This window comes from Actinoplanes sp. NPDC026623, from assembly GCF_040638275.1.
In the GTDB taxonomy this organism is placed as follows: Bacteria; Actinomycetota; Actinomycetes; order Mycobacteriales; family Micromonosporaceae; genus Actinoplanes.
The window spans coordinates 123800-145525 of record NZ_JBEZXZ010000001.1; the positions used below are offsets into that span (position 1 = coordinate 123800).

Genomic DNA, 21726 nt, shown 5'->3' on the forward strand with positions numbered 1-21726 from the left:
CCGCCCCGGTCAGCCGCGCGGCGCGGTCAGCAGGGCGGTGACCGCGCGGGTCAGCACCGCCCGGGCGGCCTTCGGGTCCATGCCCATGGCGTCGCGCAGGGTGCCCCAGGTCGGCCACATGCTCACCGCGGTCAGCGCCGCCAGCAGGGACTCGTCGTCGTCGATCTCGCGGGCGAAGAGCTCCGCGAGCTCCGTGCGGACCCGGTCCGTGTGGCTGCGGCGGTAGCTCTGCAGCGCCGGGGAGAACGGCTCCTTCAGCGACGAGGCCTTGGCCGCGGGCGCCACCTGCTCCAGCATGCGAGCCCGCTGATGGCAGTAGGCGTCGATGCGTGCCGTCAGCGGCAGGTCCGTCGGGATCGGCTGGTGCGCCTCGTCGCGCTGCTGGAGTATCCGTTCGCCGCTGGCCGTGAAGAGCGCCTCCATGTCGGCGAAGTGGCTCCACAGTGCCCGCAGCGAGACGCCGGCCTGCTTGGCGATGCGGTCCGCCGTCGGCCGCAGGTCGCCGTCGAGGATCAGGGCGACGTGTGCCTCGACGATGGCGTTGCGGGTGCGCTCCGAGCGGGCCGTGCGGCCGTCGACGCGCGTGCCCGGGCGGGGGGTGGTGGCCGGCATCAGGTACTCCGATAGCGATTGAGCTCGCGGTGGGCCAGCGAGCGCTTGTGAACCTCGTCCGGGCCGTCCGCCAGCCGCAGCGTGCGGGCCTGTGCCCAGAGGCGGGCCAGCGGGGTGTCCTGGCCGACCCCCGCGGCGCCGTGCGCCTGCACCGCCTTGTCGATGATCCACTCGGCGGTGGCCGGAACGATGATCTTGATGGCCTGGATCTCGGTGTGCGCGCCCCTGTTGCCGACCGTGTCCATCAGCCAGGCGGCCTTGAGCACCAGCAGGCGGGACTGCTCGATGCGTACCCGGGACTCCGCGATCCAGTCCTGGACCACGCCCTGCTCGGCCAGGGTCTTGCCGAACGGGGTACGGGTCAGCGAACGCCGGCACATCAGCTCGAGCGCCCGCTCCGCCATGCCGATCAGGCGCATGCAGTGGTGGATCCGGCCCGGGCCCAGCCGCGCCTGCGAGATGGCGAAGCCGGAGCCCTCCTCGCCGATCAGGTTCGTGGCCGGCACCCGGACGTCCTCGAAGAGCATCTCCGCGTGGCCGCCGTGGTCGCCGTCGTCGTAGCCGAAGACCGTCATGCCGCGCCGGATGGTCAGGCCCGGTGCGTCGCGGGGCACCAGGATCATGCTCTGCTGCACGTGCCGGGCGGCGTCCGGATCGGTCTTGCCCATCACGATGAAGATCCGGCAGTTCGGGTTCATCGCGCCGGAGATGTAGAACTTGCGGCCGTTGATCACGTAGTCGTCGCCGTCGCGGGTGATCCGGGTGCCGATGTTCGTCGCGTCGGACGAGGCCACCTGCGGCTCGGTCATCGCGAACGCCGACCGGATGGTGCCGTCCAGCAGCGGCGTCAGCCAGCGTTCCCGCTGCTCGGGGCTGCCGAACTGGGCCAGCACCTCCATGTTGCCGGTGTCCGGGGCGGCGCAGTTCAGCGCGGCCGGCGCGATCGCCGGGCAGCGGCCGGTGAGCTCGGCCAGGGGCGCGTACTGCAGGTTGGTCAGGCCGGCGCCGTGCTCGCCGGGGAGGAAGAGGTTCCACAGGCCGGCGAGCTTCGCCTGGGCCTGCAGCATCGAGATGACCGGCGGCGGCGACCAGTCGCCGGCGTAGCCGTCGTCGAAGGTGTCCTCGGCGGGGTAGACGTGCTCGTCCATGAAGGCGAGGAGCCGCTTGCGGTAGTCCTCGGTCTTCTCGTCGAACGCGAAGTCCATCAGTTTCCCTCCAGCGCTGCGTCGAGCGACTCGTGTCCCTGTGCCACCAGCGGCGCGACCATGGCGCCGACGGTGTCGAACCCCGCGCCAACGGTCTGGCCCTGAACGTACCGGTAGTGCACGCCCTCGAGGATGACCGCCAGCTTGAACGCGGCGAAGGCCACATACCAGTGCAGGTCGCCGAGGTCGCGGCCGGAGCGCTTCGCGTAGCGCTCGGCCAGCTCGCCGAGGCTCGGGTGCCCCGGCACGGAGATGGAGGTGCGCGGCGCGCCGCCCTTGCTCAGCATCGGGCGCTCGGCGTAGACGAGCATCAGGGCGACGTCGCTGAGCGGGTCGCCCAGCGTCGACATCTCCCAGTCCAGCACCGCGTTGATCTCCAGCCGCGGCCCGATGAGCACGTTGTCGAGCCGGTAGTCGCCGTGCACCACGGCGCCCGCGCCGTCCGGGATCTTCGCGGCCAGCCGGGCGTGCAGCTCCTCGATGCCCGCGACCTCGCGGCTGCGGGACGCGTCCAGCTGCTTCTTCCAGCGGCGGACCTGGCGCTCGTTGAAGCCCTCCGGGCGGCCGAAGCCGGCCAGCCCGATCTCGGCCGGGTCGAGGGCGTGCAGGTCGGCGAGGGTGTCCACGAGGGAGAGCGCCAGCGCGCGCATCGCCGCGGGCCCCATCGCCTCCAGCACCTCGACGTCGCGGTAGATGGTGCCGTCGACGTACTCCATCAGGTAGAACGGCGCGCCGATCACGTCCGGGTCGGTGCAGATCAGCACCGGCCGGGGCACCGGGAAGCCGGCCGCGCAGAGCGCACCGAGCACCCGGTGCTCGCGGGACATGTCGTGCGCGGTCGGCAGAACGTGGCCCAGCGGCGGGCGGCGCAGCACCCAGCGGTCGGTGCCGTCGCTGACCGCGTACGTGAGGTTGGAGCGGCCGCCGGCGAACATGGTCGCGGCCAGTTCGCCGGAGCCGAGGTGGGCCCGCAGCCGTTCGAGATCGAGCCCCGGCGGGCCACTCACGCCGTGCCCGCCGCGTCGAAGCCGCGCTGGATCTTGTTCATCCCGGCGAGCCAGCGGTCCGGATCCGTCGCGCGGCGCTGGTAGTACTCGGCCACCTCGGGGTGCGGCAGGACCAGGAAGCTGTCGCCCTCGCACGCCTTGGCCACCACGGCCGCGACCTCGGCGGGATCCATGGCGGTGGCGGCGAGCTGGGCCTTGCTGGCGCTGTCCCCGCCGCCGGTCAACATGTCGGTGCGCACGCCCTGCGGGCAGAGCGCCTGCACGGTGATGCCGCAGTGGGCGTACGTGGCGCGCAGCCACTCCGCGAAGCCGAGCGCCGCGTGCTTGGTGACCGAGTACGGCGCGCTGCCCAGCAGGGTCAGCAGCCCGGCCGCGGAGACGGTCAGCAGCAGCCGCCCGCCCCCGTTCTCCAGCCAGCGGGGCAGGACCGCGCGGGCCACGTACACATGGGACATGACGTTGACCTGCCAGGCCCGGTCCCAGGCGGCGTCGCTCGCGTCGGCCGTCCCGGGCGCGAGCATGCCCGCGTTGGCGCAGAAGAGATCGCAGCCGCCGAGCTCCGCCCATGCGGCGTCGACGAGCCGGCGCACGTCCGCCTCGTTTCCGGCGTCGCCCGCGATGGCGAGCCCGCCGATCTCGGCGGCCACGGCCTCGGCCGCCGCCGGGTCCAGGTCGTTGACGACCACCCGGGCGCCGTCGGCGGCGAACCGGCGGGCCAGCGCCGCGCCGATGCCGCCGCCGGCCCCGGTGACGACCACCCGCTGGAGGCTCATTCGCCCGCTCCCGTCAGGGTGACGCCGCCGTCGACGACGATGGTCTGGCCGGTGATCCAGGCGGCGTCGGCGGAGCAGAGGAACGCGACCGTGCCGGCGACGTCCTCGGGGACGCCGAGCCGCCCCAGCGGATAGGTGGCGGCGAGCTTCTCCTCGCGGCCCTCGTAGAGCGCGGTGGCGAAGCGGGTCTTGACGACGGCCGGCGCGACGGCGTTGACCCGCACCGACGGCGCCAGCTCCACGGCCAGCTCCTCGGTCAGGTGGATGAGCGCGGCCTTGGTGACGCCGTAGAACCCGATGCCGGGCGCGGGCCGGACGCCGGAGATCGAGGAGATGTTCACGATCGACCCGCCCGCCTCGGTCAGGCCGCCGCGCAGCGACTCCTGCACCCAGCCGAGGGTGCCGAGCACGTTGACGTCGAACATCTTGCGCGCCGCCCCCGCGTCGAGCGTGGCGAGCGGCCCGTAGGCCGGGTTGATGCCGATGTTGTTGACCAGCGTGGTGACCGGGCCGAACGTGGCAAGCACCGTGTCGATCACGGCGGCCCGGTGGGCGGCGTCGTCGCCCTTGCCGGCGACGCCGATGGCCACGCCGGGACCGCCTAGGTCCTTGACCGCGGTTTCCAGCGCGCCGGCGTCCCGTCCCGTGATGCAGACCCTGGCACCCTCGGCGACGAAGCGTTGCGCGATGGCGAATCCGATTCCTCGACTTGCCCCGGTCACGATCGCCACAGCACCCGAAAGCTTCGACATCCGGTCAAGACCCCCAAAGAAGATGAACTGCACTTGCAGCGCGAAATACTGGCGGGTAGCCGCCCTCGCCGCCAACCCTGCATCTGTTGACGGCGAGTCGCAACCGTTTCTCTTGCCCTGCCCCTGTGCTAGGAGGCGGCCGGGATCCCGTTCTGCGGCGGGGTCACGGCCTGCGCCGAATACGCCGCCACCGCACCGTCGGCGTCGTCGGTTTCGTACGGCGTCCCGAAGTAGGCCTGCTTACCGCCCTCGACCTTGGTCAACTGCTCGCCGCCGTACCCGGAGTGGTTCTCCGCCGAGAAGCGCAACGGAGCGTTGGCCGGGCCCTGGAATCCGCCCTTCTCCACCGCCGCGATGATCCCCTCCCGGGTCAGATCCTTCCCGGCCGCCTGCAGGCTCTGCACGAAGAGGTAGCCGACGCTCATGCCGTAGACGATGTTGTTGTCGAAGTCGGCGTTCCCGTTGTACTGCGCGTTCACCTTCTTGTAGAGCTGGATCCACGGGTTGGCGTCGTCGGTGCTCATCGGCAGGTAGTTGGCCGAGATCAGGCCCTCGGCCAGCGGTGCGGCCGCGCCCAGCTGCTTGGAGATCGTGCTCAGGTCGGCGCCGACCTGCGAGACCACGAACTGCGCCTTGAAGCCGATCTTGGCGGCGGTGCCGAGGCTCAGCGAGGTGAAGCCGGGCACGGTCGCCAGCATGACCACCTGGCAGCCGGCCTGCTTGAGCGCGCCCATCTGCGGGCCGACGTTCGGGTTGCTGGTGACGTAGGACTGCTTGGCGGCGACCGGGCCGAGGATCTTCTCGATGCCGGCCAGGCTGTCGCGGCCGAAGTCGTCGTCCTGGCCCATGAAGCAGACCTTCTTGCCGGGCAGGGTCTCCTTGACGTGTGAGGCGAGGATCTTGCCCTCCACGGTGTAGTCGACGTTGAACCCGAACGTGCCCGGGTACTTGTCCGGCTGGTTCCAGCTGCGGCTGCCCGAGGCGACGAAGAGGTCGGGCACCCGGTTGGTCTTGAGGAAGTCGAGCACGCCGGTGTGCGTCGGCGTGCCCAGGCCGTTCAGGATCGCGAAGACCTTGTCCTGCAGGACGAGCTCGCGGACCACCTGCTGGGTCGTCGCCGGGTTGTACTGGTCGTCCATGATCTTGTAGCTGATCTTCCGGCCGTTCACGCCGCCGGCCGCGTTCACGAATTCGAAGTAGGCCTTGGTGGCGGGCGCGATCTTCGAGTAGCCGGCCGCGGCCGGGCCGGTCAGCGGCATGTGCGTGCCGACAAGGATGTCCGTGGCGGTCACGCCCGGAACGCTGCCGCCGCCACTGCCGCCGCCGGAGCTGTCGTCGCTGCAACCGGATGTTGCGGCGGCGACCAGGGTTATCGCGGCGAGCGCGGACCAGATGCGTCTCATGCCTTTCTCCTTCTGGGTTTGAGGGATGCGATTCCGCCGGGGGCGGCGAGCATGACGACGACCAAGGTGACGCCGAAGAGCGCCAGCGGAAGGTTCCCCTCGAGCCGCTGCGCGACCGCCGGCGAGACGTTGATCGAGTCGGTTACCGAATGGGTCAGAGCGGGGAGCGCGACCAGCAGGACCGCGCCCCAGACCGCGCCGGCCAGGCTGCCGAGCCCGCCGATCACGATCGCCATGACGAGGAACAGGGAGAGCGACAGGGGGAACGCCCCCGGCGAGACGCTCTGCGCGAGCACCGCGAAGAGCGCGCCGCCGAGGCCCGCGCAGGCCGCGCTCACCACGAACGCCAGCACCTGGGTACGCGCGACGTTCACCCCGGCGATGCGGGCGGCGGCCTCGTCGTCGCGTACGGCGCGCAGCGACCGGCCGAACCGGCCGCGGATCAGCGTCGCCAGCACCAACATGGTGAGCAGCGCGCCCGTCCAGGTCAGCCACGCCTGCCAGCGCTCGTACGGGAACGTCGCACCGAGCGCCGGCGGCGGCGGATCGACGTAGACGCTCAGGCCCTGGTCGCTGTTGAAGATCGTGTCGAAGGTGCTGGTGATGGCCGGAACCACCACGGCGACGGCCAGGGTGAGCCCCGCCAGGTACGGCCCGCGCAGCCGCGCCGCCGCCAGCCCGACGATCCCGCCGGCGACCGTGGTCACCGCGATCGCCGCGACGACGGAGACCAGCAGCGTCCACTGCCCCTGGCCCGCGAGCCGCTCCTGCAGCAACGCGACCGTGTACGCCCCGGTCGCCATCAGCGCGCCGTGCCCGAGCGACAACTGCCCGTTCAGACCGGTGAGTACGGTCAGCCCGGCCGTCACGCAGAGATAGGCGCCGACGGTCGCGAGCTGGTAGTTGCGAAAGGGCGGCAGGACGTAGGTCAGCGCGACGATCAGCACCGCGGCCGCCACCGTCCACAGCAGATGCCTGGTCCTGCGCCGCGTCTCGGGCATGCGCCGCCCGGCGCGCACCGCCGGGGCCAGGGTGGCGCTCATACCGCCCTCGCCGCCGATCGGGAGAAGAGGCCGGCGGGGCGGCCGAGCAGCACGACGACGAGCAGTACCAGAACGGCGATCGGCGCGACGGTCGCGCCCAGATAGCCGCTGACGTAGGAGAGCAGCAGCCCGACCATCAGCCCGCCGGCCACCGCGCCGACGGGGCTGTCCAGGCCGCCGACCACCGCCGCGGTGAACGACGAGACGAAGACGATGTCCATCGCGTTGGGATGCAGGCCCAGCTCGGTCGGGATGACCAGCATGCCGGCCATCGACCCGACCGCCGCCGCCAGCGCCCAGCCGAGCGTCAGCATCCCGCCGACGTTGACGCCGAGCAGCCGCGACACGTCCGGCGCGAACGCCGAGGCGCGCATCCGCAGGCCGACGTTCGTCCTGGTGAACAGGATGGCCAGCAGCGCGACGACGGCGAACACGGCCGCGAACACGAACAGGTCGAAGCGCGACAGCAGGGCGATCCCGCCGACCTCGAACGCGTCCCGGCTGAACGGGGCGCCGGCCGGGCGGAACTCGTTGCCGTAGATCATGCCGAGCACGCCCTGGATGACCAGCACCAGGCCGAGCGCCACCACCACCCCGTTGAGCGGCGACGAGTGGTCGACGAACCGCATCACCACCCGCTCGACGGCCGCGCCGAGCAGCAGCCCGCCGGCGATGGCCACCACGAAGCCGAGCCAGTACGAGCCGGTCGCGTTCGCCACCGAATAGCCCACGTACGCGGTGGCCACCGCCATCGCGCCCTGCGCGAAGTTCACGATCCGGGTGGCCCGCCAGATCAGCACCAGCGCCAGTGCGAACGCGGCGTACACCGCGCCCCGGCCCAGGCCGTCGAACGTCAGGAAAACGAACCGGTCCATGGCCCTCCCTTCTCAGAATCCGAGGTATGCGTGTCGCATGTCTTCGTCGTCGCGCAGGGTCGCGGCGTCCGCGCCGGCGACGACCCGGCCCAGCGACATCACGACGCCGGTGTCGGCGACCGAGAGCGCGCTGCGCACGTTCTGCTCCACGAGCAGCACGGTCAGGCCGGTCGTGTCGCGCAGCTTGCGCAGCAGGGCCATGATCTGGCCGGTCACCCGCGGCGCCAGGCCCAGCGACGGCTCGTCGAGCAGCAGCAGCCGCGGCCGGCCGACCAGGGCGCGGCCGAGCGCGAGCATCTGCCGCTCGCCGCCGGAGAGCTGGTGGCCGGGGAAGCGGCGGCGCCGGGCGAGCGGCTCGAACAGCTCGTACACCTCGTCCAGCGCCCGCCTGGTGTCCGCGCGGTCCTTGCGCCACAGGCCACCGAGCCGCAGGTTCTCGTCGACGGTCAGCTCGGTGACGACCCCGCGGCCCTCCGGCACGTGCGCCACCCCGCGGCGCACCATCTCCTCGACCCGGACCCCGCGCAGGTCCTGGCCGTCGAGCAGGATCCGGCCCTGTGCGGGACGGAGCAGACCCGAGAGGGTACGCAGCAGCGTCGTCTTGCCCGCCCCGTTCGCGCCGAGCACGGCCGTGATGGCGCCGGCCGGCACCGACAGGTCGACGGCGTGCAGGACGGGCGCGGCGCCGTACCCCACAGTGATCTGCTCCGCCTCCAGGAGCGCGGTCATGCTGTGCCCCCTTTCGCATGCCTTTCTGGCCCTTGCTTCGCTGCGGTGCAGGCGGTCATGCGGCGGCGCCGAGGTAGGCGTCGGCGACCGCTTCGTTGGTGCGGATCTCGCCGGGGGTGCCGTGCGCGACCGGCTTGCCGAAGTCGAGCACCAGGATCTCGTCGCAGACGGCCATGACCAGGTCCATGTGGTGCTCGACGAGCAGGACGGAGCAGGACAGCCCGGTGATGAGCTCGCCGAGCCGCTCGATCTCGTCGCCGCCCAGCCCGCCGGCCGGCTCGTCCAGCAGGAGCAGGCGGGGCTCGGCCACCAGGGCCCGGGCGAGGGCGACGCGCTTGCGGACCGCGTACGGAAGGCCGCCGGGAAGGGCGGGTGCGTGCTCGGCGACGCCGCATCGCTCCAGCGCCTCGGTGGCGGCGTCGGCGGGCCGGCCCGCGTGCTCGGCGCCGACCATGACGTTCTCGAGCACCGTCATGCCGGCGAACAGGCCGACGCCCTGCAGGGTCCGGGCGATGCCGAGGCGGGCCAGCCGGTGCGGCCGGGGCCGCAGCGGGCGGCCGTCGAGCGTGAGCATGCCGGTGGTCGGCGCGACGAAGCCGCACACGACGTTGAAGAGGGTGGTCTTGCCGGCGCCGTTGGGGCCGATGACGCCGACCGTCCGGCCGGGCGGCACCCGCAGAGAGACGCCGTCCAGGGCGACGAGCCCGCCGAAGCGAACTCCGATCTGGTGTAGAACGAGCCCTTTGTCGGTCTCGGTGGAATCTGGAGGGGGCATCGTCACCTCGGCGTTGAGGGCGGACAGTGTCCTAGATGGAGAATGTGACGCGGGTAACTATTTACACTTGGAGTGTAATTTCTTTGAGTGCCGTGTCAATAGGCCGTAACCGAGTTGAGGCGCAACTCATCGATCGATGCGTGCCGATCGGATGTGAGGGACGGGTAGCGTCTCGCGCGCCACCCCGGTCCGCCGCTAGGCGACGTTGATCGGGCGGAACTGGACGCTGACCCGTGGGCCGACCGGCCGCGCCGTCTTGGGGATCGCGTGCTCCCAGGTGCGCTGGCAGGAGCCGCCCATCACGATCAGGTCGCCGTGGCCCAGCGGAAAGCGCAGCGTCCCCGCGCCGCCGGCGCGGGGGCGGAGCAGCAGGTTTCGCGGCGAGCCGAAGGACACGATCGCCACCATGGTGTCCTCACGCGACGATCGTCCCCTGGTGTCGCCGTGCCACGCCACGCTGTCGCGGCCGTCGCGGTAGAGGCACATGCCCGCCGTCACGAAGCCCTCGCCGAGCTCCGGCCGGTAGTGGGCGGAGAGGCGGTCGCGCGCCTGCGTCAGCGCCGGATGCGGCAGGGTCTCGCCCGGCCCGTACCAGCGGAGCAGGCGGGGGACGTCGACCACGCCGTCATACATCTGGCGGCGCTCGGCACGCCAGTCGACCCCGGTCCGCAGCGTCTCGAAGACCGGGTCCGAGCCGAGCACCCAGCCGGGCAGCACGTCGACCCAGGCGCCCGCCGTCAGCCGGTGGCGGACCAGGCGACCCGGCAGTGGCCCGAGCGTAGTGGCCGGGCCGGCCATGAGGTCGAGCATCGACGGCTGGTAGGCACCCACCCGGCCACCCTACGCCGCATTAGTACGCGTGTGCCAACAAAGCAAGAAGGCCCGCCGAAGCGGGCCCTCCCTCACCGACGGATCAGTCCGTTGCCGGATGCTGGTAGGTGATGCCCTCCTTGGGCAGCGGGAACTCCTGGTCGTCGCCGAACGGCGACGGGCCGCCCGCCTGGTACGACGCGAGTTCGGAGACGTCGAGCCTGCCGTCGGCGTTGATCGCAGGGGATTCCGGCGGCCGTGAACTCGTGGCGCCCGGGCCGGTCGTGCCGACCGCGCCCGCCGGGCCGCTCGGGGCGGGGCCGGCGGCGTGGACCGCGGGCTGGCCCTCCAGCTGGTCCCGGCGGAAGATCTTGCGACCCAGCCAGACCAGCGGGTCGTAGCGGCGGTCCACCACCCGCTCCTTCATCGGGATGATCGCGTTGTCCGTGATCTTGATGTGTTCGGGGCAGACCTCGGTGCAGCACTTGGTGATGTTGCAGTAGCCGAGGCCCTGGCTGGCCTGCGCGTATTCCTTGCGGTCCGTGCGGTCGTCCAGCGGGTGCATGTCGAGTTCGGCCGCGCGGATGAAGTAGCGCGGGCCGGAGAACGCCGGCTTGTTCTCCTCGTGGTCGCGGACCACGTGGCAGGTGTTCTGGCAGAGGAAGCACTCGATGCACTTGCGGAACTCCTGCGAGCGTTCCACGTCGATCTGCTGCATCCGGTAGTCGCCCGGCCTGACGTTCGGCGGCGGCGCGAACGCCGGGGTCTCGCGGGCCTTCTCGTAGTTGAACGAGACGTCGGTGACCAGGTCGCGGATGATCGGGAAGGCCCGCAGCGGGGTGATCGTGACGGTCTCGTCATCCTCGAAGGTGGACATCCGCGTCATGCAGCCCAGCCGCGGCTTGCCGTTGATCTCCATCGAGCAGGAGCCGCACTTGCCGGCCTTGCAGTTCCAGCGGCAGGCCAGATCCGGCGTCTGCGTCGCCTGCAGCCGGTGGATGATGTCGAGGACGACCTCGCCCTCGTTCACCTCGACGTCGAAGTCCTGGATCTCACCGCCCGACGAGTCGCCCCGCCACACCCGAAAGTGACGCTCCATTACTTCGCCTCCCCGACTGCCTCGTCGTACTCGGCCAGTTCCTCGTCCGTCAGATACTTCGAGAGCTCGGTGCGGTCGAAGAGCTTGATCAGCTCGTCGCGCATCTTCGGCACCGGCTTGCGCTCGAGGTGCACGTCGCCGGTGTCGTCCAGCGAGCAGACCAGGTTGAGCAGGCGCCACTGCGGGTTCATCTTCGGGAAGTCCTCGCGGGTGTGACCGCCGCGCGACTCCTCCCGCTCCAGCGCCGCCTTCGCGGTGCACTCGGAGACGACGAGCATGTTGCGCAGGTCCAGCGCCAGGTGCCAGCCCGGGTTGTAGAGGCGGCCGCCGGTCGCGGAAACGTTCGCCACCCGCGCCTTGAGCTCCTGCAGCCGCTTGAGGGCGTCGGTCAGCTCGCCCGCGCGGCGGATGATGCCGACCAGGTCGCCCATCACCGCCTGCAGGTCCTGCTGCAACGTGTAAGGGTTCTCGCCGTTCTCGCGGCTCAGCGGCGCGAGCGCGGCGTCCACCGCCGACTCGACGTCACCGGTGGCCACCTTGGGACGCTTGGCCAGCGTCTCCGTGTACGCCGCCGCGTGCTCGCCGGCGCGCTTGCCGAAGACCAGCAGGTCGGAGAGCGAGTTGCCGCCGAGCCGGTTGGAGCCGTGCATGCCGCCGGACACCTCGCCGGCCGCGAACAGGCCCTCGACGTGGCCGAACGCCGCCGCCGTGTCCGGGTCGACCTCGACGCCGCCCATCACGTAGTGACAGGTCGGGCCGACCTCCATCGGCTCCCTGGTGATGTCGACGTCCGCCAGCTCCTTGAACTGGTGGTACATCGACGGCAGCCGCCGCTGGACCTCCTCGGCCGGCAGCCGGCTGGCGATGTCGAGCAGCACGCCGCCGGCCTTCGTACCGCGGCCGGCCTTGACCTCGCTGTTGATCGCCCGGGCGACCTCGTCGCGGGGGAGCAGCTCGGGCGGGCGCCGGTTGTTGTCCGGATCCTTGTACCAGCGGTCCGCCTCCTCCTCGGTCTCCGCGTACTGCCGGCGGAAGACGTCGGGGACGTAGTTGAACATGAACCGCTTGCCGTCGGAGTTCTTCAGGACGCCGCCGTCGCCGCGCACCGACTCGGTGACCAGGATGCCCTTGACGCTGGGCGGCCACACCATGCCGGTCGGGTGGAACTGCAGGAACTCCATGTTGATCAGCGTCGCGCCGGCCCGCAGGGCGAGCGCGTGGCCGTCGCCGGTGTATTCCCACGAGTTCGAGGTGACCTTGTAGGAGCGGCCGACGCCGCCGGTGGCGAGCACGATCGCCGGCGCCTCGAGCAGGATGAACTCGCCCGTCTCGCGGTAGTAGCCGAACGCGCCGGCCACCCTGTCGCCGTCGAGCAGCAGCTCGGTGATCGTGGTCTCGGAGAAGACCCGGATCCGGGCGTCGTAGTTGCCGGTTTCCGCGAAGTCCTCCTGCTGCAGCGAGACGATCTTCTGCTGCAGGGTGCGGATCAGCTCCAGGCCGGTACGGTCGCCGACGTGCGCGAGCCGCGGGTACTCGTGGCCGCCGAAGTTGCGCTGGGAGATCTTGCCGTCCTTGGTGCGGTCGAAGAGCGCACCGTAGGTCTCCAGCTCCCAGATGCGCTCCGGCGCCTCCTTGGCGTGCAGCTCGGCCATCCGGAAGTTGTTCAGGAACTTGCCGCCGCGCATGGTGTCACCGAAGTGCACCATCCAGTTGTCCTTGCTGTTCACGTTGCCCATGGCGGCGGCCGCGCCGCCCTCGGCCATGACCGTGTGCGCCTTGCCGAACAGCGACTTCGAGATGATCGCGGTCTTCTTGCCGGCGAGCCGGGCCTCGATGGCCGCCCGCAGCCCGGCGCCACCGGCGCCGATCACGACGACGTCGTAGTGGTGTCGTTCGATTCGGGTTGTCATGGGGGCCCTCTAGTTGATGAAGCGCAGGTCGGACCACCAGTCCAACGAGAGCGCCATGATGTAGAAGTCGGTCAGGGCGAGCGTGCCGAGCGTGACCCAGGCGAGCAGCATGTGCCGGGTGTTCAGCTTCGACACGAAGGTCCAGAAGCGGTAACGCACCGGGTGCTTGGAGAAGTGCTTCAGCCGGCCGCCGGCGATGTGCCGGCAGGAGTGGCAGGACAACGTGTACGCCCAAAGCATCACCACGTTGACGACCAGGATGATGTTGCCCAGCCCGAACCCGAACTCGTCACCGGACTGGAACGCCACGATCGCGTCCCAGGTGTTGATGATCGAGATGATGCCGGCGGCGTAGAACGCGTACCGGTGGACGTTCTGGAAGATGAGCGGGAAGCGCGTCTCGCCGGAGTACTTCTCGTGGGCGTCGGGCACGGCGCAGGCCGGCGGTGACAACCAGAACGAGCGGTAGTACGCCTTGCGGTAGTAATAGCAGGTCAGGCGGAAGAGCAGCAGGAACGGCAGCGTGAACGCCGCCTCCGGGATGAGCCAGAAGCTCGGCAGCGGGGTGCCGAAATGGGCCGCCGCCTCGACGCACCGGTCTGTGATGCACGGTGAGTAGAACGGGGTCAGATAGTGGTAGGCCTCGATGTAATAGTGGCTGTGCATGAAAACCCGGACCGTCGCGTAGGTAACCCACGCGGTAAGGCCCACGAAGGTGACCAGCGGCGGCAACCACCACCGGTCCGTACGCAACGTCTTCGCCGCGATCGCGGCGCGTGCGCGCCCCGGATCCGGCCTCGTTGCCGTCGTCGTCATTGACGTCTCCCTGACGGTGCTGACAGTGACCTGCGTCTGCCGGCGGGCGCGCCTGAATCCTGTCTGCCCTGTTTCAGCCTGTCAGACGGGGTGCATCCGCAATGTGTGGCACACGTTACAACGAAGGTCAGTTTCATGGCGGATAAGGGAAGGCTTACTACAGGTCAGGTGTGGCCAAACGCCGGATTGCGCCCGCGCAGGGTGCCGGTGACCAGCGGATCAGCTGCTCGGAAACGGAGACCTTGTCGGCGCTCTCGGGAGCGACGTAGAACGCCGGCGTACGGGATTTGGCCTGCGCCTCGAGCCCCTCGGCGAACGCGGTGCGGGCGTCGAGAAGCTGTCGCCAGCCGTCGCCGGCCTGCTCGTCCTGCAGCTGTACGACGTAGATCCGGGTGGCGGCGTTCTCGTTCCGGACGGCGACGGCCCGGGCCCGCGGCGTGGTGGTGGCGCCGGGCGGGACGAGGCGGTTGAGGCGGGTCTCGAGCGCGACGCAGGCGGAGTCCCGCAGGCGCTGGCGTTCCCGGGCGTCGTCGGCGGCGTCGCGCAGGTCGGAGACGGCGTTGATCACGGCCAGGCCGCCGGTGCAGGTGGCGATGACGATCAGGGCGGCGCCGACCGAGATCCCGGCGATGAAGAGCCGCCGGCGGCGGCGTTTGCGGGCGTTGTCCTCGGGCCCGGCCTCCGTTCCGGCGCTCGTTTCGGCGTTCGTGAGCCAGATGCCGCGGCGGCGGGGAGCGGGGGCCGGCTGCGGGCCCTGAGCGGCCGTGGCCGCATCCGGGCCCCGACCGGTGGCCGGGGCGCCGAAGTCCGCCGTGCCGGCGTCGGGGGTGCCCGGGTCGGGCGCCCCGGAGACGGGCGCGCCGGAGACCGGGGCTCCCGACGCCGAGATGCCCGGACCCGGCCCGGCCGAACCCGGGCCGGCCGAACCCGGCGTGCCGTAGGTGGGCGCGGCGGATCCGGGCGTGGCGGATCCGGGCGTGGCTGGTCCGGGCGTGGCTGGTCCGGGCATCGTGCTCGAGCCGGCGGGCGGGCCGGTCGTCGGCTCGTCGCCCGGGCGGAAGCCGGCCTGAAACTCGTCGGGCTGCTGGTCGCGCGGCCCGTCACTCATCGATCCAGCGCTCACCGGCCAAGTGAAACACGCCGGTCAATGTCGGACCTACGATTGGCTCCTTAACGAACCTGCCAGGGTTTCCGCCGCGGGTTGGCTCAGCCGGAGGCGTTGCCGGTGATGTTCCAGGACTTCAGGTGCAGGGCCGGCGCCGTGTAGCGGACCCCGGACCACCGGTCCGGCAGCGAGACCGCCTCGGCGCCCAGGCCCAGCACCGTCCCCGGCCCCAGCGCCTGCGGGTAGGACTGGGTGAAGCGCATGTTGCCCACCGCCGCCGTCACCTCGCCGTCCTCGACCAGCCAGACGCCGTTGCGGGTCAGGCCCGTGATGACCAGGCTCCGCTGGTCCAGCACCCGGGTGTACCAGAAGTCCGTGATGAGCAGGCCGCGGCGCATCCGGGCGACCAGCGCCCGGGCGGACGCCGCGGTCGGGCCGTCGCCGGGCCCGGCGACGGCACCGGGGTCCGGGCCCGGTGCGAGGCTCAGGTTGGTGGCCATCGGGCCCCAGGAGCGGGAGGCCGCCGAGGCGTGGCCGGTCGACGCCGCGCCGATCTCGGCGGCCGAGGTGCGGTCGTGGCTCACCGCGGTCGTGATGCCCGCGCGGACCAGCGTCAGCGCGTCGCGGGGCGTGCCCTCGAGGTCGAAGGGCAGCGTCGCGCCCAGCGGCCGGTCGACGATGGTGATCGCCTCGTCGAACTGCCGCGCGCCCAGCTCGGCGAACGACTGCTGCTGCGCGAAGGCCTTGCCGTTGAAGCCGAAGGTGGCCAGGTTGTCGAGGAGGTCGGCGACCGCCGTGGGCTCGAGGACGACCTCGTAGCGCCCCGGCGGCAGCTCGATCGGGCGGCCTCCCGCGCGCGCCTTCGCGGCGGCCCGGGCGCCCAGCGTCGCGCCGTCGATATCGGCGAGGCGGCCGCCGGCCAGGCGGGACACGCCGTCGGCGCCGTCGAGGCGGGCGATGCCGTCCATCGCCGCCTCGGCCGCCCGGCCCTCGACCGAGTGACCGGCCGTGTTGGCGAAACCGCCGGACAGGTAGGTGGTCCGGCAGAAGCCGGCGGTTTCGAGCCCGCCGGCGGCCTGGACGAAGTCGCGGACGCGCTCGGCCCGCTCCTTCGGGGTGGCGGCCGCGGTCGCCTCGTCGAAGCCGCCCGCCGGGCGCAGCGCGGTCGGCGGGGTGAGGCCGGACCAGGCGGCGTCCGGCGGCGAGAGGCGGGACGCGGCGATCGTGCGTTCGACCAGGGACTGCAGGCCGTCGGCGTCGGTCAGGGTGGTCGAACCGGACGCGGTCCGCCCGTCGAGGTGCAGCCGCAGCCGCACGGTCGTGGTCGCGTCGGCCACGTTCTGGTGGATCGCGGAATTCGCGAAGCGGGTCAGCGCCTCGGCGCTGTGGCCGGCGAGGACCTCGGCCTCGGCGCCCGCCCCGGCCAGCCCGCGGGTCAGCTCGACCACCCGGCCGGCGATGTCCGACTCGGCACTCATGCTGTGCTCCCCTCTGGCATGCGCTCCTGGCCCCGGATCATCCCCGCACCCCCACCCGGACGTTGGTGAAGCGGGCCGGGGCGGCCGGGTGCCCCGTGTGCCCGATCTGGCCGGGCTGGCCCTTGCCGCAGTTGGGCGTGCCCCACGCGATCGACTCCGAGGAGAGCATGTCCATCGACTGCCAGAACTTCGGGCCGATCCCGGTGTAGGTCGGATTGCGCAGCATCCGGCCGCGCCTGCCGTTCTTGATCTCGTAGCCGATCTCGCAGCCGAACTGGAAGTTGAGCCGCCGGTCGTCGATCGACCAGGAGCGGTTGATGTCCATCAGGACGCCGTCGTCCGTCGCCGCGATGATCTCGTCCAGCGTGTGCGGGCCGGGCTCCAGGCCGACGTTCGTCATCCGGACCATCGGCAGCCGCGCCCAGCCGTCGGAGCGCACGCTGCCCGCGTAGTCGAGCCCGGCCATCGCCGCCGAGTCGCGGCCGGCCAGCACGCCCACCCAGCGGCCGTTGCGCACCGCGTCGCGCTTGACCGCCGGCGAGCCCTCGTCGTCGTAGCCGAAGCTGCCGAGCGCGCCCGGGATGGTCGGGTCGATGGTGATGTTCATCAGGTCGGAGCCGTAGCGCAGGGTGCCGAGCTGGTCGAGGTCGAGCCACGACGTCCCGGCGAAGGCGGCCTCCCAGCCCAGGATGCGGTCGAGCTCGATCGCGTGGCCCACGGACTCGTGGATCTGCAGCGCCAGCTGCTCGCCGCCGAGGATGAGGGTGGTCTCGCCGGACGGGCACAGCGGCGCGGTGAGCAGGGCACGGGCCTCGTCGGCCATCCGGGCGGCGTGGTCGGTCAGGGCGAGCTCGTCGACGAGCTCCCAGCCGCGGGTGCCGTATTGCCCGCGGTGCGAGGGCCACGAGCGGCGCTGGATCTCGCCGTCGCCGTAGGCGCTGGCGGTGACGCCCGCGCCGCACTCACGGATGTGCTGGTCGATGCGGTGGCCGTCGCTGGAGGCGAACCACTTGCGGGTGTCCCAGATCTGGTAGATGCCTTCGGCCAGGTCGGCTCCGGCGTCGCGGGCGGCGGCGGTGGCCGCCACGAGCAGGTCGCCCTTGACCGACAGCGGCACCGACAGCGGGTCGATCTCGCAGGGGCTGGCCCAGCTCGCCGTGCCGGCGCCGGCCGGGGTCAGGTCGATCGCCGGGCCCGAGACGAGCGCGCTGGCGGCGGCGATCTCGGCCGCCCGGCGGCCGGCCGCGCGGGCGGCGGCGTCGGAGAGGTCGGGAACCGCGTAGAAACCCCAGCTCGAGCCGACCAGGGCGCGCACCCCGATGCCCGCGCTCTCGTCCGAGCTGAGGTCCTCGACGTGGCCGTCGCGGGCGCTCATCGTCTCGGTGCGGCGCAGCATCACCCGTGCGTCCGCATATCTGGCCCCGGCGTCGAGCGCGGCCTGCACCGCCGCGCCGGCCTCGTCGAAGTGATCAACACTCATGCCCGAAACCTTAGGCGACGCCTCCGACATCTTCGAACGAATCGATGACCGTCTCGCTCTGGTGTGGAGCGTTAACACGTGCTTAACATTATGAATCCTTCTCGCGTTCGTGCGTCCCGAAGGGAAAATCCCCATGCGCCGACGCCTCGCACCACTCAGCGCCCTCCTCACCGTCTCCCTCGTCGCTGCCACCGTCCTCAACCCGCTGCTCGCCGCCCCCGCGGCGGCCGCCTACGCCACCGACGACTACTGCCTGGGCGAGTGCGCGGACATCCTGCCGCCGGGCCAGAACGGCAACGCCGACCTGCTCGAGATCCTGGGTCACCAGGCCTTCGGCACCATGCCCGCGCACGCCGACGATCAACTGGCCCGCTACGCCGACCTGGTCTACAACTACACCGGCCTCACCGGGCAGCAGATCAACACGTTCTTCAACGACAGCAGCTTCGGGGTGCCCGCCAACCAGGTGGAGCGCAGCTACTCCCCGCGTTCCGACGTCACCGTGGTGCGTGACAAGGCCCTCGGCATTCCGCACGTCACCGGCACCACCCGGTCCGGCACCATGTTCGGCGCGGGCTACGCCGGCGCCGAGGACCGGCTGTTCCTGATGGATCTGATGCGCCACGTGGCCCGCGGTCAGCTGACCCCGTTCGCCGGCGGCGCCGCCGGAAACCGGGACCTCGAGCAGAGCGTCTGGCGCAATTCGCCGTACACGGAGCCGGACCTGCAGGCGCAGATCGAGGCGTTGCGGACCTCCGGCGCCCGGGGCGCCCAGCTCTACACCGACGTGCAGGCCTACATCGCCGGGATCAACAAGTACATCGCGGACTGCATGGCGGCCCGGGACTGCCCCGGCGAGTACGTGCTGACCGGCCACCTCGACGCCGTCACCAACGCCGGTGGCCCGGAGAACTTCCAGCCGACCGACCTGATCGCGGTCGCCGGCGTGATCGGCGGGCTGTTCGGCGGCGGTGGCGGCACCGAGATGCAGTCGGCCCTGGTCCGGATCGCGGCCCGGGCGAAGTACGGCGCCACGATCGGCGACCAGGTCTGGACGGCGTTCCGGTCCCAGAACGACCCGGAGGCCGTGCTCACCCTGCACAACGGACAGTCCTTCCCGTACGGGGCGGGTGACCCGAACGCGGCCGGCGTGGCGATGCCGGACCCCGGCAGCGCCGCCTCCGAGCCGCTGGTCTACGACAGGACCGGCTCGGCCACGTCCGCCGCCGCGACCGGCACCAGCGTCATCGCCGATTCGCTCGGCGGGCTGACGATCGACGGGACCCACCGCGGCATGTCCAACGCGGCGGTGATCTCGGCGGCGAACTCGGCGACCGGGCACCCGATCGCCGTCTTCGGGCCGCAGACCGGCTACTTCGCCCCGCAACTGCTGATGCTGCAGGAGCTGCACGGCCCGGGGATCAGCAGCCGGGGCGTGGCCTTCTCCGGGCTCAACCTCTACACCCTGATCGGCCGCGGCCCGGACTACGCCTGGAGCGCCACCTCGTCGGTGCAGGACATCACCGACACCTTCGCCGCCGAACTCTGTGAGACCGACGGCGGCACGCCCACCACCGCCTCGACCCACTACCTCTACCACGGTCAGTGCCTCGCCATGGAGCCGCTGTCGCGGACCAACTCGTGGGCGCCGACGACTGCCGACTCGACCGCCGCGGGCTCCTACCGGCTGACCATGCTGCGCACCAGGTACGGGCTGGTGAGCTGGCGTGGCCTGGTCGGCGGCAAGCCTGTCGCGTTCACCAGCCTGCGCTCCACGTACCGCCACGAGGCCGACTCGGCGATCGGGTTCCAGCTGTTCAACGAGCCCGACCAGATGGGTACGCCGGCCGCGTTCGCCGCCTCCGCCGGAACGATCTCGTTCGCGTTCAACTGGTTCTACGTCAACTCCACCGACTCGGCGTACTTCATGTCCGGTGCCGCGCCGGTGCGCGCCGCCGGCGCCGACCCGAACCTGCCGACCCGGGCGCAGGCCGCCTACGAGTGGGCCGGCTGGAACCCGGACACGAACACGGCCACCTATCAACCGCAGGCGAGCCATCCGCAGGCGGTGAACCAGGACTACTTCGTCAGCTGGAACAACAAGCAGGCGGCGGACTACTCCGCGGCCGACGGCAACTTCAGCTTCGGCTCGGTGCACCGCGCCGATCTGCTGGACCGGCCGATCAAGGCGGCGCTGCGGGCCGGGACCAGGTTCGACCGGGCCTCGCTGCTCGGCGTCGTCGAGTCGGCGGGCACCACCGACCTGCGCGGCGCGGAGGTGCTCGACGACCTGCTGCGGGTGATCGACACCGGCGCGGTCACCGACCCCGCGCAGGCGGCCGCCGTGGCCAAGCTGCGCGCCTGGCAGCAGCGCGGCTCGCACCGGATCGAGACCGGCGCGGGCAGTAGGACCTACGCCGACGCCGAGGCCATCCGGATCTTCGACGCCTGGTGGCCGCTGCTGGTGTCGGCACAGTTCGAGTCCTCGCTCGGCACCGGGCTGTACCAGGCGCTTGTCGACGCGATGCAGATCAACGAGTCGCCCTCGGGCGGACAGACCGGCCGGCAGTCCAGCCTGCCGGCCGCCGCCAACGAGGCGCAGGCGCACAAGGGCTCCTCGTTCCAGCACGGCTGGTGGGGCTACGTGGAGAAGGACCTGCGCGCGGCGCTGGGCGACCCGGTCCCGGGCTGGCCCAGGACGCACTGCGGTGCCGGCACACTCAGCGCCTGCCGCGGCGCGCTGCTGACCAGCCTGTCGGCCGCGCTGGCCGAGCCGGCCGCCACCACCTATCCCGGTGACACGCACTGCGCTGCCGGCGACCAGTGGTGCGCCGACGCCATCGTGCAGTCGCCGCTGGGCGGGATCACCCACGATCCGATCGCCTGGCAGAACCGCCCGACGTACCAGCAGGTGGCCTCGTTCCCGGCCAGGCGCGGCGACGACCTGTCCAACCTGGCCGCCGGCCGGGGAGTCACGGCGTCGAGCACCCAGCTGTTCTATCCGGCGGCCAACGCGGTCGACGGCAGCCTGACCAGCCGGTGGGCCAGTTCGTCGGCGGACAACCAGTGGCTGCGCATCGATCTGGGTGCGAGCCGGCCGGTGGCCCGGATGGTGATCAGGTGGGAGGCGGCCTACGCCACCGCGTACCGGATCGAGGTTTCCGCCGACGGCAGCGCCTGGACCCAGGCGGCGGCCGTGACCGGCGGCAACGGCGGCGTGGACAACGTGGCCTTCGCCGCGACCAACGCCCGCTATGTCCGGCTGACCGGCCAGACCCGGGCCACCACGTACGGATTCTCGGCCTACGAGGTGGAGGTCTACTCGCACTAAGCGCGTAGGCAGAAGTTCGGTACGTAACTGGTGACGGGCTGTCCGCGAACATGCTCAGCGAGAGGGACATACCAACGTAAAGACCCCGCCGTGGGTTCGGATCAGGTTTCCACACAAGAGCCTGAACCCCGACGAGGTCACCGCCAGTATGCGCCCCGCGCACGTCTACGCCAGCATGTCCGAACAGCAACACACCGAACTGATTACCGCCCTGCACGGCCAATGGCGTACGGCGACCCGGATGGTCATCGTCGTGCTGTCCGCCGCCGGCTGGACCGCATCCGAGATCGCCGACCTACTGCACTACGACCCGAAAACCATTCGCGCCTGGATCGCCCGCCACCACGCCGAAGGCCTCACCGGCCTGCCCGACCGGCCCCGCTCCGGACGCCCCCGCAAAGGCAGCCGGAACCTCGGCGAACGCATCCACACCCTGCTCCAAACACCGCGATCCTGGACCACCACCCGCATCTGGAAGGCTCTCGGGCGCCCCAAGCTCAGCATGTCCACGATGCGCCGCCGC

19 protein-coding genes are annotated in these 21726 nt (G+C 71.4%); 2 read left to right on the forward strand and 17 right to left on the reverse strand.

The genetic code is table 11. The features are described from left to right. Positions 1-9 precede the first annotated feature (9 nt). From AB0F10_RS00580 to AB0F10_RS00660, 17 genes are all read right to left on the reverse strand, one after another. A complete protein-coding gene (locus AB0F10_RS00580) occupies positions 10-612 on the reverse strand; it encodes a TetR/AcrR family transcriptional regulator (RefSeq protein ID WP_360619486.1) in 603 nt (200 codons plus the stop codon). Further along, complete coding sequence (locus AB0F10_RS00585) at positions 612-1817, reverse strand: acyl-CoA dehydrogenase family protein (RefSeq protein ID WP_360619488.1); 1206 nt, start codon at positions 1815-1817, stop codon at positions 612-614. The genes AB0F10_RS00580 and AB0F10_RS00585 overlap by 1 nt, the downstream gene beginning before the upstream one ends. Beyond that, the gene (locus tag AB0F10_RS00590) at positions 1817-2824 is read right to left on the reverse strand and encodes a phosphotransferase family protein (RefSeq protein ID WP_360619489.1); all 1008 of its coding nucleotides are present in this window, start codon (positions 2822-2824) and stop codon (positions 1817-1819) included. Before AB0F10_RS00590 ends, AB0F10_RS00585 begins: the two co-directional genes overlap by 1 nt. Continuing rightward, positions 2821-3597 carry an SDR family oxidoreductase gene (locus tag AB0F10_RS00595; protein WP_360619491.1) on the reverse strand — a complete coding sequence of 259 codons (777 nt, stop codon included), beginning with the start codon at positions 3595-3597 and terminating at the stop codon, positions 2821-2823. The genes AB0F10_RS00590 and AB0F10_RS00595 overlap by 4 nt, the downstream gene beginning before the upstream one ends. After that, positions 3594-4349 carry an SDR family oxidoreductase gene (locus AB0F10_RS00600; protein WP_360619493.1) on the reverse strand — a complete coding sequence of 252 codons (756 nt, stop codon included), beginning with the start codon at positions 4347-4349 and terminating at the stop codon, positions 3594-3596. The genes AB0F10_RS00595 and AB0F10_RS00600 overlap by 4 nt, the downstream gene beginning before the upstream one ends. Positions 4350-4477: 128 nt before the next feature. Beyond that, on the reverse strand, positions 4478-5752 hold the full coding sequence (locus tag AB0F10_RS00605; RefSeq protein ID WP_360619494.1) for an ABC transporter substrate-binding protein: 1275 nt from the start codon (positions 5750-5752) through the stop codon (positions 4478-4480). Beyond that, on the reverse strand, positions 5749-6753 hold the full coding sequence (locus tag AB0F10_RS00610) for a branched-chain amino acid ABC transporter permease (RefSeq protein WP_360619516.1): 1005 nt from the start codon (positions 6751-6753) through the stop codon (positions 5749-5751). Before AB0F10_RS00610 ends, AB0F10_RS00605 begins: the two co-directional genes overlap by 4 nt. A gap of 38 nt (positions 6754-6791) precedes the next feature. After that, on the reverse strand, positions 6792-7670 hold the full coding sequence (locus tag AB0F10_RS00615; protein ID WP_360619495.1) for a branched-chain amino acid ABC transporter permease: 879 nt from the start codon (positions 7668-7670) through the stop codon (positions 6792-6794). A 12-nt stretch (positions 7671-7682) separates the two neighbouring features. After that, complete coding sequence (locus AB0F10_RS00620; RefSeq protein WP_360619497.1) at positions 7683-8399, reverse strand: ABC transporter ATP-binding protein; 717 nt, start codon at positions 8397-8399, stop codon at positions 7683-7685. Between the two features lie 55 nt (positions 8400-8454). Beyond that, on the reverse strand, positions 8455-9174 hold the full coding sequence (locus AB0F10_RS00625) for an ABC transporter ATP-binding protein (protein ID WP_360619498.1): 720 nt from the start codon (positions 9172-9174) through the stop codon (positions 8455-8457). Between the two features lie 195 nt (positions 9175-9369). Beyond that, positions 9370-9984 carry an alpha-ketoglutarate-dependent dioxygenase AlkB gene (locus AB0F10_RS00630; protein ID WP_360619518.1) on the reverse strand — a complete coding sequence of 205 codons (615 nt, stop codon included), beginning with the start codon at positions 9982-9984 and terminating at the stop codon, positions 9370-9372. A gap of 103 nt (positions 9985-10087) precedes the next feature. Beyond that, on the reverse strand, positions 10088-11083 hold the full coding sequence (locus AB0F10_RS00635; protein WP_360619500.1) for a succinate dehydrogenase/fumarate reductase iron-sulfur subunit: 996 nt from the start codon (positions 11081-11083) through the stop codon (positions 10088-10090). Beyond that, positions 11083-12993 (reverse strand): fumarate reductase/succinate dehydrogenase flavoprotein subunit, encoded by a 1911-nt coding sequence (locus AB0F10_RS00640; protein ID WP_360619501.1) that lies wholly within the window; start codon positions 12991-12993, stop codon positions 11083-11085. Before AB0F10_RS00640 ends, AB0F10_RS00635 begins: the two co-directional genes overlap by 1 nt. Before the next feature lie 9 nt (positions 12994-13002). Then, on the reverse strand, positions 13003-13809 hold the full coding sequence (locus tag AB0F10_RS00645) for a hypothetical protein (RefSeq protein ID WP_360619502.1): 807 nt from the start codon (positions 13807-13809) through the stop codon (positions 13003-13005). Positions 13810-13966: 157 nt separating this feature from the next. Then, positions 13967-14917: a hypothetical protein gene (locus AB0F10_RS00650; RefSeq protein WP_360619504.1), complete on the reverse strand. Its 951-nt coding sequence runs from the start codon at positions 14915-14917 to the stop codon at positions 13967-13969. 98 nt (positions 14918-15015) lie between these two features. Next, positions 15016-16392 (reverse strand): metallopeptidase TldD-related protein, encoded by a 1377-nt coding sequence (locus AB0F10_RS00655; protein ID WP_360619505.1) that lies wholly within the window; start codon positions 16390-16392, stop codon positions 15016-15018. Between the two features lie 37 nt (positions 16393-16429). After that, the gene (locus AB0F10_RS00660; RefSeq protein ID WP_360619506.1) at positions 16430-17872 is read right to left on the reverse strand and encodes a TldD/PmbA family protein; all 1443 of its coding nucleotides are present in this window, start codon (positions 17870-17872) and stop codon (positions 16430-16432) included. A 133-nt stretch (positions 17873-18005) separates the two neighbouring features. On the opposite strand from AB0F10_RS00660, the gene AB0F10_RS00665 reads away from it, so the two are divergent. Both AB0F10_RS00665 and AB0F10_RS00670 read left to right on the forward strand, forming a co-directional pair. Then, positions 18006-21203 (forward strand): penicillin acylase family protein, encoded by a 3198-nt coding sequence (locus AB0F10_RS00665; RefSeq protein WP_360619507.1) that lies wholly within the window; start codon positions 18006-18008, stop codon positions 21201-21203. A gap of 148 nt (positions 21204-21351) precedes the next feature. After that, on the forward strand, positions 21352-21726 hold a 375-nt coding region (locus AB0F10_RS00670), incomplete at its 3' end, for a helix-turn-helix domain-containing protein (protein ID WP_360619509.1).